This is a genomic window from Methanobacterium sp. CWC-01 (assembly GCF_030323845.1).
GTDB lineage: Archaea > Methanobacteriota > Methanobacteria > Methanobacteriales > Methanobacteriaceae > Methanobacterium > Methanobacterium aridiramus.
This window is the reverse complement of the sequence record NZ_CP040735.1, coordinates 1,025,779-1,040,173: the sequence shown is the minus strand read 5'-3', so window position 1 is coordinate 1,040,173 and position 14,395 is coordinate 1,025,779. Positions and strand designations below refer to the sequence as shown.

Here is a 14,395-nt window from a genome sequence, read left to right as displayed (position 1 = left end):
CTTTGATCAATTTGAATCTCATAAAGTTGATATCTTGATTTTATTCACTATATGAATAAATTTTTCAACCTCTTCTGGCGTTAAAATCTTTAAAATCTTTTTTATAGTGTTTTTATGAACTTGCATATGCATTTCCATTATTTTCTTACCTTTTGGAGTGAGTTGTAGGAAATAAAAACGTTTATCATCTTCAGATCGAATTTTAAGTACTATTCCCAGCTCTATTAACTGATTGATGGCAATCGAAACCGTTGATTTTTTTATATCCAGTTTTTTAGATATTTCAGAAACGCTTATTCCTTCATACTTGTTAATTAGTTCGATATAATACAACTGCCGCAACGTGTACTGTTTTAGTTCGCCACTAAGAAGTTGAGTCTGGAATTTCCTGATTAATCCGCTTAAATCATCCATAGCCTCTACTAGTTCCAGTTCTTCATTCATGGCCACACCCCCACTCAGTATATAGTTTTATCTAACTAACTATTATAAAAAAGTATCCCTAACGTTGCAAATAAAGGACCTACGATAATTAGGGTAGTTGAGAATTTTACCAATTGGTAATAACAATAACTATAAATAGTAATACTAATATGATTAATTAGTACCATTAGGTAATAGATAATAGTATAGAAGAGAGATATTTTGGTGAGGGAGCCTAAATGAGGGAAATTAGCGAAGAAATAAGGCAAGAATATGAGAAAATCAAGGACAAAATCTCATATGAAGATTTTTTAAAGAAAATGGAGATAAGAGCTCAGGATTATGAGGGAGTAAGCTTTATGAGCGAGCTAGACCTTGCCCGGGTAATTGTAGGAGAATATATTGAAGAAAAAAATGAGCCCCTAATTCAGGAGTCTAAAGATCATAAAATATCAGAACTAGAGGCCGGACAACATAACCTAACCATTGTCGGTAGAGTTATGAAAATGTCCAATATCAAAAAATTCACGAGTAGAAAAGGTAAAGAAGGCAGATTAGCCAACATCATCCTTGCTGATGACACAGGGAGTATGAGGATGGTTTTCTGGACAGAGAACATTAAGCTATTAACTAAGAATGACATTCGGGAAGGGGATGTGATTAAGCTAAAAGGGGTGGAAATAAAGCAAGGATATCGGGAAGATGAAGCCCACTTGAACGCCAGATCAGAACTGAAAAAGCTCCCTTCCGAAGAATTCACTTACTTACCTTCCCCTATAACTGAAATAACCAGATTATGTGACGTTCAGGGCGATATGGAAGTAAATGTAATCGCCCGGATTATAAGAATCCCCCGAATTAGAACTTTTGACCGTAATGGATCCGAAGGAAAAGTAGCTTCCCTGGAACTTCAAGACGAAAGCGGGAAAATGACCTTCACCCTATGGAACCGGGACACCGACCTTATTAACACTCTGGATCTTCATGAAGGAGACGCAGTGAAAATAATGGGGGCGCAAAGCCGAGTTAGAAATGGAGAAGTTTCATTGAACCATTCCTGGATAGGTCGTGTTGAAAAAGGAGAGTTTGATGTACCCGAATATAGTGAAAACGTGCTCAAAATAGGGGATGCCCGTGAAATGAGAGACGTGACTATTGTAGGAGTGGCCAGCAAGGTTTACGACGAAATTACCTTCGAGAGGGATGACGGGAGTACCGGTCGAGTGAAATCCCTGGAACTGGAGGATGACACTGGGGCCATCAGAGTTACACTTTGGAATGAAGATACCGCCCTAGAAATTAAAAAAGGAGATATTATCAAAATCATCGGAGGTAACATCGAATTTGATGATTATTCCACTGCTGGATATCGCATAAACACCAACTGGAATAGTAAAATACTAATAAATCCACCAATAGATGCTAAACTTAAAGAAATGCTCCATGAATGCGGTAAATACCTCAAACCATTTAAAATTGGGGAATTAAACCAGATAGAGGATGAAGGCGACGAAGTGGATGTGGTAGGGCGAGTGGTGAACTTGTACGAACCCAACGAATTCCAGAGGGATGATGGCAGCAAGGGAGTGGTCCGCAGCGCAGAACTGGCTGATGAAACCGGTGTGGTGCGTGTGTCATTATGGGAAGACAAAGCAGAGGGCCACTTGAATGAAGGAGATGCTGTGAAGATTGAAAATGCCAGAACCCGCCTGGGAAACTACAACGTGGAACTTAGTGTTGGTAAAACTTCTCGAATACTTAAACCCAGCCCAGAAGAGATGGAAAAGCTTCCTTCTGTTAAAGAAGTTGCAGACATGCTCTACCAGGATAAAAAGATTACCGAATTGACCGAAGGAGATCGTGAAGCACGTATATTGGGTAGAATTCTAAGCCTTTATGAGCCACGGGAGTTCACCAGAGAAGACGGTAGCAGAGGCATGGTAAGATCCGTGGAAATAGCCGATGACACCGGAGTGATAAGGGCTTCCCTGTGGGATGATCAAGCCAATCAACAATTCTCCGAAGGAGATGCAGTGCGAATAGCAAATCCACGTGTTACCCTTAGAAACGACGTAGTAGAGATAAGCGCCGGCAGGACGACACAGGTAACCCGTGTAAAAGATGAGGAATCTGACCTCCCCGCTTTAAAAGATATACAGGAGAAAATTTATCCTTCCAAAAAAATTGATGAAATTGAAGAGGACCTTCGAAATATTAGAGTAAGTGGGGAGATCATGGAGGCCTTTGGTAACAAAATCCTATTTGAGATGTGTCCCACTTGTAACAAACGAGTTATTTGGGAAGAAGATACATACGTATGTGAAGTATGTGGCGAGGAAGTTGAGAATCCAGAGTACCTGATGATAATTTCCATCTTACTGGAGGATGATACCGGCACCATACGCACCACGTTCTTCCGCCAGGCAGCTGAGGATCTGTTAGGTATAAGCACCAAAGAAGCTGAGGAGATAATTGATAAAACAGGTGATGAAGGTTCTCTGGAAGAAAAAGTAGTAGAATTAGTGGGAAGACAAATTAAAATTATTGCAGATGCTGGTTTCGACGAATACAATGAAGAAGTGCGTCTGAATGCCAAGAAAGTTCTTGAAATAAAAATATGAATCTGAAGCTGTGATTGTCAAAAAGAAGGAAGGGAGATTGAAATGGTTGAATTGGAAGACTTACCAAATGTCGGAGAAAAAACAGCCCAAAAGTTAAGGGATGCTGGTTTTGCGGACATGATGAGACTAGCCACCGCCACCGCTAAAGAACTTAGTGTTAAAGTTGAGATTGGAGAGGGTGTGGCTGAAAAAGTTATCGAAGCAGCCCGTAAGGCTGAACAAATAGACTTTGAAACCGCCCTGGATGTTATGGAACGCAGAAAAGATGTTGGGAGAATAACAACCGGGAGCAGTGGACTGGATGAACTTATAGGCGGAGGAATTGAAACTCAGGCCATCACTGAAGTTTTTGGAGAGTTCGGATCGGGTAAGAGTCAGATATCTCATGAAATAGCAGTATCAGTTCAGCTTCCCCCAGAAAAAGGGGGTTTAGAAGGTGAATGTGTTTTCATAGATACAGAAAACACCTTCCGTCCGGAAAGGATTCGTCAAATCGCTGAGGGCTTTGATATGGATGTGGAAGAAGTTCTACAGAAGATCCATATTGCCCGTGCTTTTAACTCCAGCCACCAGATACTGATGGCCGATAAGGTTAATGAACTTATTCAGCGTGGAATTAATATACGTCTGGTAATTGTTGATTCCCTCACCGCCCACTTCCGGGCGGAATATGTGGGGCGGGAGTCACTGGCCACCCGACAGCAAAAATTGAACCAACATTTACACACCCTGCAAAACATTGCCAATACCTACAATTCAGCGGTTTTTGTTACAAACCAGGTACAAGCCCGGCCTGATGCATTCTTCGGAAGCCCAACTAAGGCTATTGGAGGTCACGTGCTGGGGCACGCTGCCACCTACCGGATATGGTTAAAAAAGGGTCTGGCTGGGAAACGGATCGCAAGGTTAGTGGACAGTCCTCACCTACCAGAAGGAGAGGCTGTATTCAAAATCGTTACCGAGGGAATCACGGATTGATTCCCGAATTATTGTTTTTTTTATTAGTTAAGAATTGTATTTGATTTGATCGTTTAGAGTACTGAAAATATTTTTTATTCTAAACCTTCCCAGGAATGAAAGGCTGCAAATTTTCTAGTATATAAAGCTTGTTCTAAATTTTGAATAGAAAACTTTATTTAATAAAGTGATAGACACAACACTACTAATAATGTAACTTTCACAAGACGTGGAATAGGTGATATAATTGGCAGAAGAAGAAAAAAAGGAAGAAATGACCGAAGAACCTAAAATTGGAGTCTACACGTGTCACTGCGGGATCAACATTGGAGGTGTAGTTGACATCGACGAAGTCAAGGAGTACGCAGCTACCCTGCCTAATGTGGTATTATCCGAAGAATACAAGTACATGTGTTCAGATCCTGGACAGGACATCATCCAGAAAGATATCAAAGAAAAAGGCATTAATCGAGTTGTAGTTGCTGCATGTTCACCCCGGCTTCACGAGCCAACCTTCCGAAGATGTGTTAGGGAAGCTGGACTGAATCCATTCTTATTTGAATTTGCTAACATTAGGGAGCACGACTCCTGGGTGCATATGGGAGAACCAGAAGCTGCTACCGAAAAAGCTAAAGACTTGGTCCGAATGGCCGTGGCCAAAGCACGTTTATTAGAGCCTCTTGAATCCTCTACAGTGGCTGTGGACAACAAAGCGCTGGTTATAGGCGGAGGTGTGGCTGGTATTCAATCTGCACTCGATTTAGCGGATATGGGATTCAAAACCTATCTAGTTGAAAAACAACCCACCATCGGTGGACGAATGGCCCAACTGGACAAAACATTCCCGACTCTGGACTGTTCCATGTGTATTCTGGCCCCTAAAATGGTGGACGCCGGTAAACACGAAAACATCGAGCTAATATCCTACGCAGAAGTGAAAGAAGTTCACGGTTACATCGGTAACTTCCAAGTGGTAATTGAGAAAAAGCCAAGATACGTAAGAGAAGAAGTTTGTACCGGTTGCGGCAGTTGTACCGAAGTATGTCCTATAGAAATGCCTAACTACTTCGACGAAGGTATGGGTATGGTCAAAGCGACTTTCTTACCTTTCCCTCAAGCTGTGCCTCTGGTAGCCACCATAAACAAAGACTACTGTATCGACTGTAAACTCTGTGACCAAGCCTGTGGAAACGGTGCCATCTTCCACGAGCAAGAGGCTGAAGAAATCGAGATTGAAGTAGGTACAATCATAGTAGCCACTGGTTACGACCCATACAACCCCACCGAGAAGAAAGAATGGAGTTACGCCGACGCTGATAACGTCATTACCGGTCTGGAACTGGAAAGACTTATCAACGCATCTGGACCCACCATGGGTAAAGTCTTAAAACCTTCCGATGGCGAAAAACCCAAGAGTGTGGCCTTCATCCAGTGTGTAGGTAGTAGGGACGCACAGATCGACAAACCTTACTGTTCCCGGGTATGCTGTATGTACGCCATGAAGAACGCCCAGTTAATCAAGGACAAAGCCCCAGATACAGATGTGGCCATCTACTACATGGACATCCGTGCCTTTGGTAAAGGATTCGAGGAATTCTACCAAAGATCTCAAGAGAAGTATGGAATTAAGTTCATCCGTGGCCGACCCGCATCAGTACTCGTCAACCCTGACGACACCCTCACCATACGGGCAGAGGACAGCATGCTGGGCAAAGTCACCGAGTTCAACTATGATATGGTAGTACTCTCTGTGGGTCTACAGCCCCCAGAAGGATCAGAAGAACTTAGACAGACCATCGGGCTTTCCAAAAGCGCTGACGGTTTCCTGATGGAAGCTCACCCCAAACTACGACCGGTCGATACCCTAACTGATGGTGTATATCTAGCCGGTGTGTCACAAGGTCCTAAGGATATTCCAGACGCAGTGGCTCAAGCATCAGGTGCTGCAGCCCGAGCAGCCATACCCATGGTTAAAGGTGAAGTGGAAATCGAACCCATCATTGCTGCCGTCGACACTGACGTGTGTGGTGGATGCGAAGTCTGTATTGAACTATGTCCATTCGGAGCTCTTGAACGTGTAGACGAACAGGCCCATGTGAACGTAGCTCTATGCAAAGGTTGTGGAACCTGTGTAGCTGCCTGCCCATCAGGAGCAATGGATCAGCAACACTTCCGAACCGCCCAGATAATGGCTCAGATTGAAGCTGCCTTAAACGCAGGTAAATAAGGGTTTAATCCCTTATTTCTTTATTTATTTTAAATTCCGGCCATAAAAAACGGCCATAAAAATAATACCAATACTTTCTTATTCTAATCACTTTCTTATTCTAAAATTCCAAAATTTTATGTTCAGCCCCCACCTAACTATTCCTATATCAGATGGGTGGGGTGCATATGATACATCAGAAGTTGGGAAAAAAACTTAAAAACGTTTTAAAACTGGAGCGAGAACCAGTAGCCATTAAATGGTCCTTCAAGGAACCTAAAAAGATACCTCTAGAAGAAGAAAAATCCAGGTTCTGTCGTAAAATAGAAAAGGCCATGAATGGGGAGGTTTTTTATTCTAACTTAGAACATGAGCTGTGTATGGGCGGAGCAAGATACAGTGGCCTGGGAGATAAGAGTAACTATCCCGTCAGTCTCAGAAGCGGAAATTTTCTGGTGGCTGCCGGAGTTTATAAAAATATACCTGCAGTGCAGAGATCCTGGCAAAACAACCTCTGCATACCTGCAGACATATTCCGGGCAGTGATCTTCGCCCCTTTAGTTAACGCCGAATTCGAACCAGACGTGGTGTTAATAGTATGTAATGCCCGGCAGGGTATGGAAATCTTACATGCCAATGCATATGATACTGGTTCACATTCTTTGGGGGGCGATTCAGGGCCTATTTGTAGTTCGATGGCCGCTATTCCCTATCTAACTGGAAAGGTAACGTATGGATTTGCAGACATTGGATCCCGACGGCACATGGAGATGAAAGATTATGAAGTTATGGTAAGTATCCCAGCCAGCGAATTAGAGCGTATCGTAGCAAACCTTCTGGAAATGAGAACTAAAACATTCTTTAAAGAACAATAGAAAGTGTTTTAGTTTTTATTTGAATCTAAAATGGGGGGCCTTAGAAAGTATTTATAACCCCAATTTTTATAGATAATTTCACTCTTAATTTAATATTTCACGTTTATCGGAGGAATAAAATGGTCAAAAATGAAGAATATGCCTATAAAATAAAAGAAATCACTAAAAAGCATCATGAATGGATGAAAAACAGTATAAATCTAATTGCCAGTGAAAACATTACCAGTACAATCGTGAGGGAGGCTTTATCATCTGATCTATCCCACCGTTATGCGGAAGGGCTTCCTGGAAAACGTTTCTACGAGGGTTGTCAGTACATCGACCAGATAGAGGAAATGACCATTGAATTATCCAAGAAAATATTCCAGGCCGAACATGCCAATGTACAACCCATATCTGGCGTGGTTGCCAATTTAGCGTCTTTTTTTGCAGTTTCAGATCAGGGTGATACCATAATGGCCCTGGAGGTTCCAGTAGGTGGACATATAAGTCATGCTTCGGTTAGTGCAGCCGGAATAAGGTGCCTTGATGTACATCCCCACCCCTTTGACCCGTTGAAGATGAACATCGATGCCGAGGCCATGAAGAAGAAGATCTTAGAAGAGAAGCCCAAAATTGTCCTGTTAGGTGGTAGCCTATTCCTATTCCCCCATCCAGTTGAAGATGCCAGGGAAGCAGCCGATGAGGTGGGGGCCAAAGTCATGTACGATGGCGCCCATGTACTGGGACTCATAGCTGGCGGTCAATTCCAAGACCCACTTAAAGAAGGTGCTGACCTTTTAGTAGGAAGCACTCATAAAACCTTCCCCGGCCCCCAGGGCGGTATTATACTCTGTAAAAATGATATAGCTGATTCAGTTGACGAAGCAGTGTTCCCTGGAGTAGTAAGTAACCACCATCTCCATCATCTCGCTGCCCTTGGCATAGCCACCGCAGAGATGCTGGAATTTGGAGCAGATTACGCTGACCAAACCATTAAAAATGCCCAGAAACTGGGAGAAAACTTGTATGAACTCGGTTTTAATGTATTATGTGAAGATCAAGGGTTTACCAAATCCCATCAAGTGGTGATGGATGTTTCCAACATCAACCACGCTTCCATATTGGCTAAAACTTTGGAAAAAAATAACATAATACTCAACAAGAATTTACTTCCCTGGGACGATGTAAACCGCACGGAAGACCCCTCCGGAATTCGTATTGGGACCCAGGAAATTACTCGCAGAGGAATGAAGGAGTCTGAAATGGCCGAAGTGGCGGGATACATAAAAAATGTGGTGATGGATGGTAAAAATGTGCAAGATGAAGTCACAGAATTCATGGGCCAGTACACCCAGGTGCACTACGCTTTCCAATCAGATGAAGGCTATCGTTACTTAGAATTTTAAAATATCGGAGAAATCATGAAAATAGCCTGGGGCATTACTGGAGCCGGACACCTGCTCCTGGAGAGTGTTGAAACACTAGAAAAAATTTCCAGGGAACATGAGGTAACCGTACTACTATCCGCAGCTGGTGAAGAAGTTCTTAAAATGTATGGGCTTTATGGGCGAATTGAATCTCTCACCGGAGGCTATTACCAGGAGCTGGTCCTGGAGAAGGATCAGAAGTTCAGTTATCCCCTTGCTGGTCGATTCTCCCTGGGTCGTTACGACCTCCTGGTGGTCTCTCCATCCACATCCAACACCATTGCCAAGGTAGTCAGTGGCATTGCTGATACCCTCATTACCAACGCCATTGCCCAGGCAGGTAAGGGTAAGATATCAACCATGATAGTGCCTGTTGATCTGGAAGCAGGGGACGTGCAAACTGTGCTGCCCTCGAAACTGGAACTGGAATTATGTCAACACTGTTCAACCTGCCAGGCGGCTGCTGCCTGTCCTCAGGACGCCATAACGCCCGGAGTGGAAATTAACCTCTTAAAGTGCCAGGGATGCGGTGCATGTCAAATTGCGTGTCCTTTTGGAGCAGTTTCCGGTGGGAAAAAGATTTTCATTCGCATGAGGGAGATCGATGTTTCAAACACCAAAAAATTGGATGCTTTAGAGGATGTGGATGTGGTTGAAACTCCGAAGCAACTTTTAAAAATCATTTCTTCGTTTTAGATTTTAGCCGATGTTATTCCGTAAAGAATTTCAAAGATCAAAATTTCCAAAAATTGAAGAAGGCTTTTAATATTTAGGATCTGAATTCATCTACTCTCATCAAGTAAATCCAATATATAGGCTGTCATTTCGATTTCTTCCCGGGCAATATAGTCCTCCATCCTATCCTTGGCATCCGCACTGTGGAAGGGATAGTAATCCCCATGGAAAAAGGTGGTTAGATACAATTCATCACATTTCACCACCAGGGGATCCTCCACCTTGACCTGGAGTTGGGCTATCTCCCCGGGATTCAGTCCTTTCACTTGGTAAGTTATGTAATATTTCTCAAATTCTTCTGAAAAACCGTAGTCCACAATTTTTACTTCCATACTCACATTCCTCCAGGAGTTTATTCAAGCTATTTCACAGGTAAAGTCCAGCTCATCACCTATTTCAGTAGAAGAATTACTTAAAACCCCTGTTCTAAACTCGATAACGTATCTGGCAGGGGCCTTTGGAGTGTAGGTCTGCCATGGTTTTAGAGTTACTGTATCCACCACAATTTTGGCTTCATCCAAAAAAACCAAATCCAACGGTATGCGCATGAAGAACATGTGGATAGCTGAGCCCCTTCTTCCCCTACCCGCAGGGATCTTCAAAATCAAGCCTCTTTCCAGATTTTTCTTCAGCATCAATCCACGAAAACGGGAAAAAAAACTGTCGGCCATTTGTGCCCCACCTAAATTGGTACCCTTTGTTTTATTTACAATCAGCATGGGGTCCGTTTTAGCATAGTCCATATTATTACCTTTTTTTTATATGTGTCCCTAAGTGTTAAAATTAATCTAACGATGGTAAGTATTATGATCACTTTTTACGGGTCAAGAAACTATCGGTCATGTTATGATTTGTAGCTTTTATTACTGGTTTTTTCTACAAAGTATATCCTAAAATGGAAATTACCATTATCACCAGGAATGTATTGGCTATAGGGTCAGTTATGCTGGTGGTTAAGGGTATAACCACATTGTCAGGATCAAGCCCCTTTTTGTAGGTTATTATGCTCAGATAAAAGGCAATCATTAACATGAAGGGTGTCAGGATCAAACCAGCCAGGGTACTTATCAAAACCATGTTTTCAATTCCAACCGATTTAACTCCGAGGAGTACTGATGCAAAATGGGCTAAAAGACCTATGGTTGGATAGATTATTAAGGCCAGGATTATAATTATCCCAAAATTTCTTAAAGCTTCTTCCGAGGGCCTGAGGGAAGCTTTAATTGACCCAATATGTAATCTGGAAGATAATCTGGCCCCCAGAATACTGACCAGATCTCCACTTTCACCAGAGAATAACGGCACCAAAGCCAGAATGCTGGGATTATTTAAGATCAGCGAAAAACTGCTGTTCAGGATGGTACCGGCAGTGGTGCCCAGGATTGAAGACAGGAACAGGGTGGGTGTGCTGTGTTTTATGATCTTTTTAAGGTTACTTTCACCTCTGATTCCAACAATAAACGCAATTATACCTATGATTATGAATACCAGGAATAATATTGTGTCAAAAAATCCATTTCTAATCCATAATAGTATTTGTATCGCCAGAAGGAGGGATGGGAGGGTAAAAAGGTCTCCTGAAGCTGCTATTAATGGAGTGGTTACGTTATCCGGGTCCCAACCATTTTCGTAACTTTTAATGGTGATTAAAATGGTGGCTGGTAAGAGCAGGGCCCCGGAGAATATTCCTCCCAATACGGATATAATGGTGAAGTCCACCAGGCTAATACTTTCATAGCCCAAGGCCATAGAAAACCCTTTAGCCATAAATGCCAGGAAAATTGACATTATAAACGTTAAAATCATTGCGGAGATAATATTTTGATATAAAATTGTTGATTTTTTTAGTTCAGGCGATAAGATACCAATATGCAGATTGGAGCCTAATCGAGACCCTAACGCGCCAAAAATATTTCCCCTCATCCCAATTGCTCCAGGAATGAGAATAAGTAGCCCCGGAAGGATTGAAAGTGTTTCGGTCATGCGACTTAAAAGAATACCTGCAATCAGGTCTCCGATGGCGCATATGAAAAGGGCGATGAATCCTTCACCTAATGTTCTGGAAACATCACGAAAAAAATGAGCAACTTTACCGGAAATAACAAAGGGTATAGAAAGGGCCTTCAGAGACCTTTTTGAGACTACGATAACAATTCTGGCCAGGAGGTTCAATAGAAGTAATATTAAGTCCCCAATCTTCTTCACTGGATCTGTCCATTTCACCTAACCACCTGAACAGGGGGTCTGCGGATTTGCAGTTCACCCCAACTAAATTACATAAATTAAGTATCTTAACTTTAAATTTAATCTTCGACATTTCCGTATTTATCCACTAAAATGATGGAATATCCTCCTTAACACGTTCCATTACAATCATTTCAGTTAAATCCTCAACACCGTCAATAGAACGGATTTTAGTGTTTATAAGTTTATTCAGTTCCTCAATACTTCTCACCCATACCTTAATAAGTATATCATATTCCCCGGATACGCTGTAAACTTCTGAGACTTCTTCCAGTCGGGATAGCATTTCTTTAACAGACTCGTGCTTTTCAGACTCGGTTTGAATGATTATTATGGAAGTAATTTCCAAACCAATCTTCTGCCAGTCCAGGATTATGGTGTAGCGATTGATTATTTCCGATTCTAATTTTTTAAGGCGATTGGATATAGTTGCATCAGGGATGTCAATTTCCTTTGACATCTGAGAAAGGGTAATCCTTGAATTTCTAATCAAGGAACGCAATATAGCCAGATCAACATCGTCCATTTCAATCACCATTTAAGTGGGTAATAAGTAATATGCCATATCCACTTATAAAGATTTGGGAATATTACTAATATACCTAGCGAATTTGAGTATTTCTCTAATGTTTTATCATTTATTTAGAAAGTTCACGATCTCAATTTTTGAGGATAGATTGGTGTAGAAAATAGATTAAAAAAAGGAGGAATTTAAGAAATAATGAAAAATTAGACCTCAATTGTATTATGAATTATATTTCAGCTATTTCATTATATTCAAGATCTTCAAGCTTAATTTCGCCACTGGCAAGCTTGTCAAGTATATTTGCACCAGTTTCGTTTCCCTTGGCGATTAGGGTGTCATTCACATCAAGAATTGTATTTTTATCCGGACCATAAATCCATGACTCGTTTCTCCTGATGGCAATTACCGTCATTCCCGTCCTGGTGGCAAGTAAAAGCTCTCCTAAAGAATTATCAATCAATTCTGATGATTCGCATATTTTAACTCTGATGATCATTTCATCCGATTCTTCCATGACCATTTTAAATACCGGATGCGGCTTTATACCCTTCAAAACCAGATCAGCTATGTCTTTAGCTGAATCAGCTATGTTCTCAGTTGCTTCCCCCACCTCCAGAAGGGCGGTCAGTTTCTCCGCATCTTCAACAGTTCTTGCCGCCAGGAGAGATTCCTTCTTAATCTCATAGTTAAGCCGGTTAATTTTATTTTCCAGTTTTTTAACTTCTTCCGCCGCGTCTTTACTGTTAAAAAGTAGGGCAGAATATGCTAAATCAACCATTAATTCGGACATGTTCTTCATTTCAATTAAAATATCCTTGATACTTTTTGGCACCTTTCATCCTCCGGATTATATTTCTAATAGCTGAATGTTGTTAAACTTTTTTATTGAACTACAAATCCATTATAAAAGAGTTTTATCTATTCCTAATTGTATCCTTATCTTGTGATTTTATACATTTTAAGCACAACTGATATCATCGATCATTTTTTATATAATCCAACTCATATGGCATAAAGGAAAAGTTTCATGGGTTATGTTTAAACGTCTTAAACCGCGTTTAGAAACCATAACTCATGGAGATGGTTTTAACCTAATCATTAACTAGGTTTGGAGGATTGAATTTATGCGTAATATCATAGTGGAGAAGCTCATCCAGAAGCCCATCGAGGAACAGGAAATTGAAATCGTGGAAAGGAAGGGTATCGGGCATCCCGACAGCATAAGTGATGGAATAGCTGAATCAGTTAGTCGGGCTCTTTGTAATGCTTATTTAGATTATTTTGGTGGTGTTCTGCACCACAACACCGATGAAGTACAGATTACCGCCGGAGAATCCTATCCCGAGTTCGGAGGTGGAGATATCATCAAACCCATGGATATCCTCCTCACTGGACGTGGAGTTCCAGAATATGATGGTCGTAAGATTGGTGTGGACCGTATTGCCATCGGGGCTGCCAAGGAGTATCTCAATAAAGCCCTGATCAACCTGAATGTGGAGACCTGTACCGTGGTGGAGTGCAAGATCGGCCATGGATCCGGTGACCTGGTGGATGTTTTCGCCCGAAAAGGAATGCCCTCAGCGAATGACACCTCTTTCGGAGTAGGATACGCTCCTTTCTCTGAAACCGAGCAAATAGTTATGGCCAGTGAGGAACTTTTAAACTCCGCTGACTTTAAGAAGAAGTATCCCCAAATTGGGGAAGATATAAAGGTCATGGGACTACGAGAAAAGGACAAAATCACACTGACCGTAGCCGTGGCCATGATATCCAAGTACACCAACAGTGTGGAAGAGTATCATGAAGCCAAGGCTATGGTGAAGGACACTATAACCCAACTGGCACACAAGTATACCAATCGTGAAGTGGAAACCTTTGTGAACACCGGAGACGACCCCACCAGTCAGACCGAAAAAGGCTATTATCTCACCGTTACTGGTACCTCGGCGGAGATGGGGGACGACGGATCTGTGGGGCGTGGTAACCGTGCTAACGGTCTCATTACTCCTAACCGACCCATGTCCATGGAGGCCACTTCTGGTAAGAACCCCATCAATCATGTGGGAAAAATATACAACTTGCTATCGAATCAAATGGCCAATAACATCGTTGACGAAGTGGAAGGAGTGAAACAGGTACAAATTATGATTCTAAGCCAGATAGGTTCTCCCATCGACCAGCCTAAAGCTGCCAGTGCCCAGTTAATCCTAGAGGAAGGCTACCAGATGGATGGAGTTCGGAAAGAAGTGAATGGAGTTATGGACTCCTGCTTAGCTGAAATCAACGGTATTACTGAATTGTTAATAAAGGGAAAGCTTAGAACCTTCTAATAGGAGTTCTAAATCCTCTCTATTTTCAATTTGTTTTTATTTTAATCTTTTTTTCTTAAAATGGATATC

General features: G+C 41.9%; 13 protein-coding genes. 7 read left to right on the top strand and 6 right to left on the bottom strand.

Annotation, left to right across the window (positions count from 1 at the left end; genetic code table 11):
* Positions 1–18: 18 nt before the first annotated feature.
* Positions 19–444 carry a MarR family winged helix-turn-helix transcriptional regulator gene (locus FGU46_RS05510; RefSeq protein ID WP_286472565.1) on the bottom strand — a complete coding sequence of 142 codons (426 nt, stop codon included), beginning with the start codon at positions 442–444 and terminating at the stop codon, positions 19–21.
* A 218-nt stretch (positions 445–662) separates the two neighbouring features.
* On the opposite strand from FGU46_RS05510, the gene FGU46_RS05505 reads away from it, so the two are divergent.
* The 6 genes from FGU46_RS05505 to FGU46_RS05480 all read left to right on the top strand — a co-directional run bounded on the left by FGU46_RS05505 (position 663) and on the right by FGU46_RS05480 (position 9,187).
* Positions 663–3,044: an OB-fold nucleic acid binding domain-containing protein gene (locus FGU46_RS05505; RefSeq protein WP_286472561.1), complete on the top strand. Its 2,382-nt coding sequence runs from the start codon at positions 663–665 to the stop codon at positions 3,042–3,044.
* A gap of 42 nt (positions 3,045–3,086) precedes the next feature.
* Positions 3,087–4,022 carry a DNA repair and recombination protein RadA gene (radA, locus tag FGU46_RS05500; protein ID WP_286472558.1) on the top strand — a complete coding sequence of 312 codons (936 nt, stop codon included), beginning with the start codon at positions 3,087–3,089 and terminating at the stop codon, positions 4,020–4,022.
* Between the two features lie 253 nt (positions 4,023–4,275).
* Positions 4,276–6,228, top strand: coding sequence for a 4Fe-4S binding protein (locus FGU46_RS05495; protein ID WP_415926588.1), 1,953 nt, complete (start codon positions 4,276–4,278; stop codon positions 6,226–6,228).
* Between the two features lie 167 nt (positions 6,229–6,395).
* Positions 6,396–7,082 (top strand): DUF169 domain-containing protein, encoded by a 687-nt coding sequence (locus tag FGU46_RS05490; protein ID WP_286472554.1) that lies wholly within the window; start codon positions 6,396–6,398, stop codon positions 7,080–7,082.
* A 119-nt stretch (positions 7,083–7,201) separates the two neighbouring features.
* Positions 7,202–8,470: a serine hydroxymethyltransferase gene (glyA, locus tag FGU46_RS05485; RefSeq protein ID WP_286472548.1), complete on the top strand. Its 1,269-nt coding sequence runs from the start codon at positions 7,202–7,204 to the stop codon at positions 8,468–8,470.
* 15 nt (positions 8,471–8,485) lie between these two features.
* Positions 8,486–9,187 (top strand): dihydromethanopterin reductase (acceptor), encoded by a 702-nt coding sequence (locus FGU46_RS05480; protein WP_286472532.1) that lies wholly within the window; start codon positions 8,486–8,488, stop codon positions 9,185–9,187.
* An 86-nt stretch (positions 9,188–9,273) separates the two neighbouring features.
* On the opposite strand, the gene FGU46_RS05475 is transcribed toward FGU46_RS05480, so the two are convergent.
* The 5 genes from FGU46_RS05475 to FGU46_RS05455 form a co-directional block, all read right to left on the bottom strand.
* Positions 9,274–9,558 carry a DUF5750 family protein gene (locus tag FGU46_RS05475; protein WP_286472523.1) on the bottom strand — a complete coding sequence of 95 codons (285 nt, stop codon included), beginning with the start codon at positions 9,556–9,558 and terminating at the stop codon, positions 9,274–9,276.
* Positions 9,559–9,582: 24 nt separating this feature from the next.
* Entirely contained in the window at positions 9,583–9,897 is a 315-nt protein-coding gene (locus FGU46_RS05470) for a DUF192 domain-containing protein (protein ID WP_286472515.1), read from the bottom strand.
* Positions 9,898–10,102: 205 nt separating this feature from the next.
* Entirely contained in the window at positions 10,103–11,449 is a 1,347-nt protein-coding gene (locus FGU46_RS05465; RefSeq protein WP_286472510.1) for a magnesium transporter, read from the bottom strand.
* Positions 11,450–11,558: 109 nt separating this feature from the next.
* Positions 11,559–11,996, bottom strand: a complete 438-nt coding sequence (locus FGU46_RS05460; protein ID WP_286472492.1) for an Lrp/AsnC family transcriptional regulator — start codon at positions 11,994–11,996, stop codon at positions 11,559–11,561.
* 226 nt (positions 11,997–12,222) lie between these two features.
* Positions 12,223–12,795, bottom strand: coding sequence for a potassium channel family protein (locus FGU46_RS05455; RefSeq protein ID WP_353619897.1), 573 nt, complete (start codon positions 12,793–12,795; stop codon positions 12,223–12,225).
* A gap of 325 nt (positions 12,796–13,120) precedes the next feature.
* On the opposite strand from FGU46_RS05455, the gene FGU46_RS05450 reads away from it, so the two are divergent.
* Positions 13,121–14,326 carry a methionine adenosyltransferase gene (locus tag FGU46_RS05450; protein WP_286472484.1) on the top strand — a complete coding sequence of 402 codons (1,206 nt, stop codon included), beginning with the start codon at positions 13,121–13,123 and terminating at the stop codon, positions 14,324–14,326.
* The last annotated feature ends 69 nt before the right edge of the window (positions 14,327–14,395 follow it).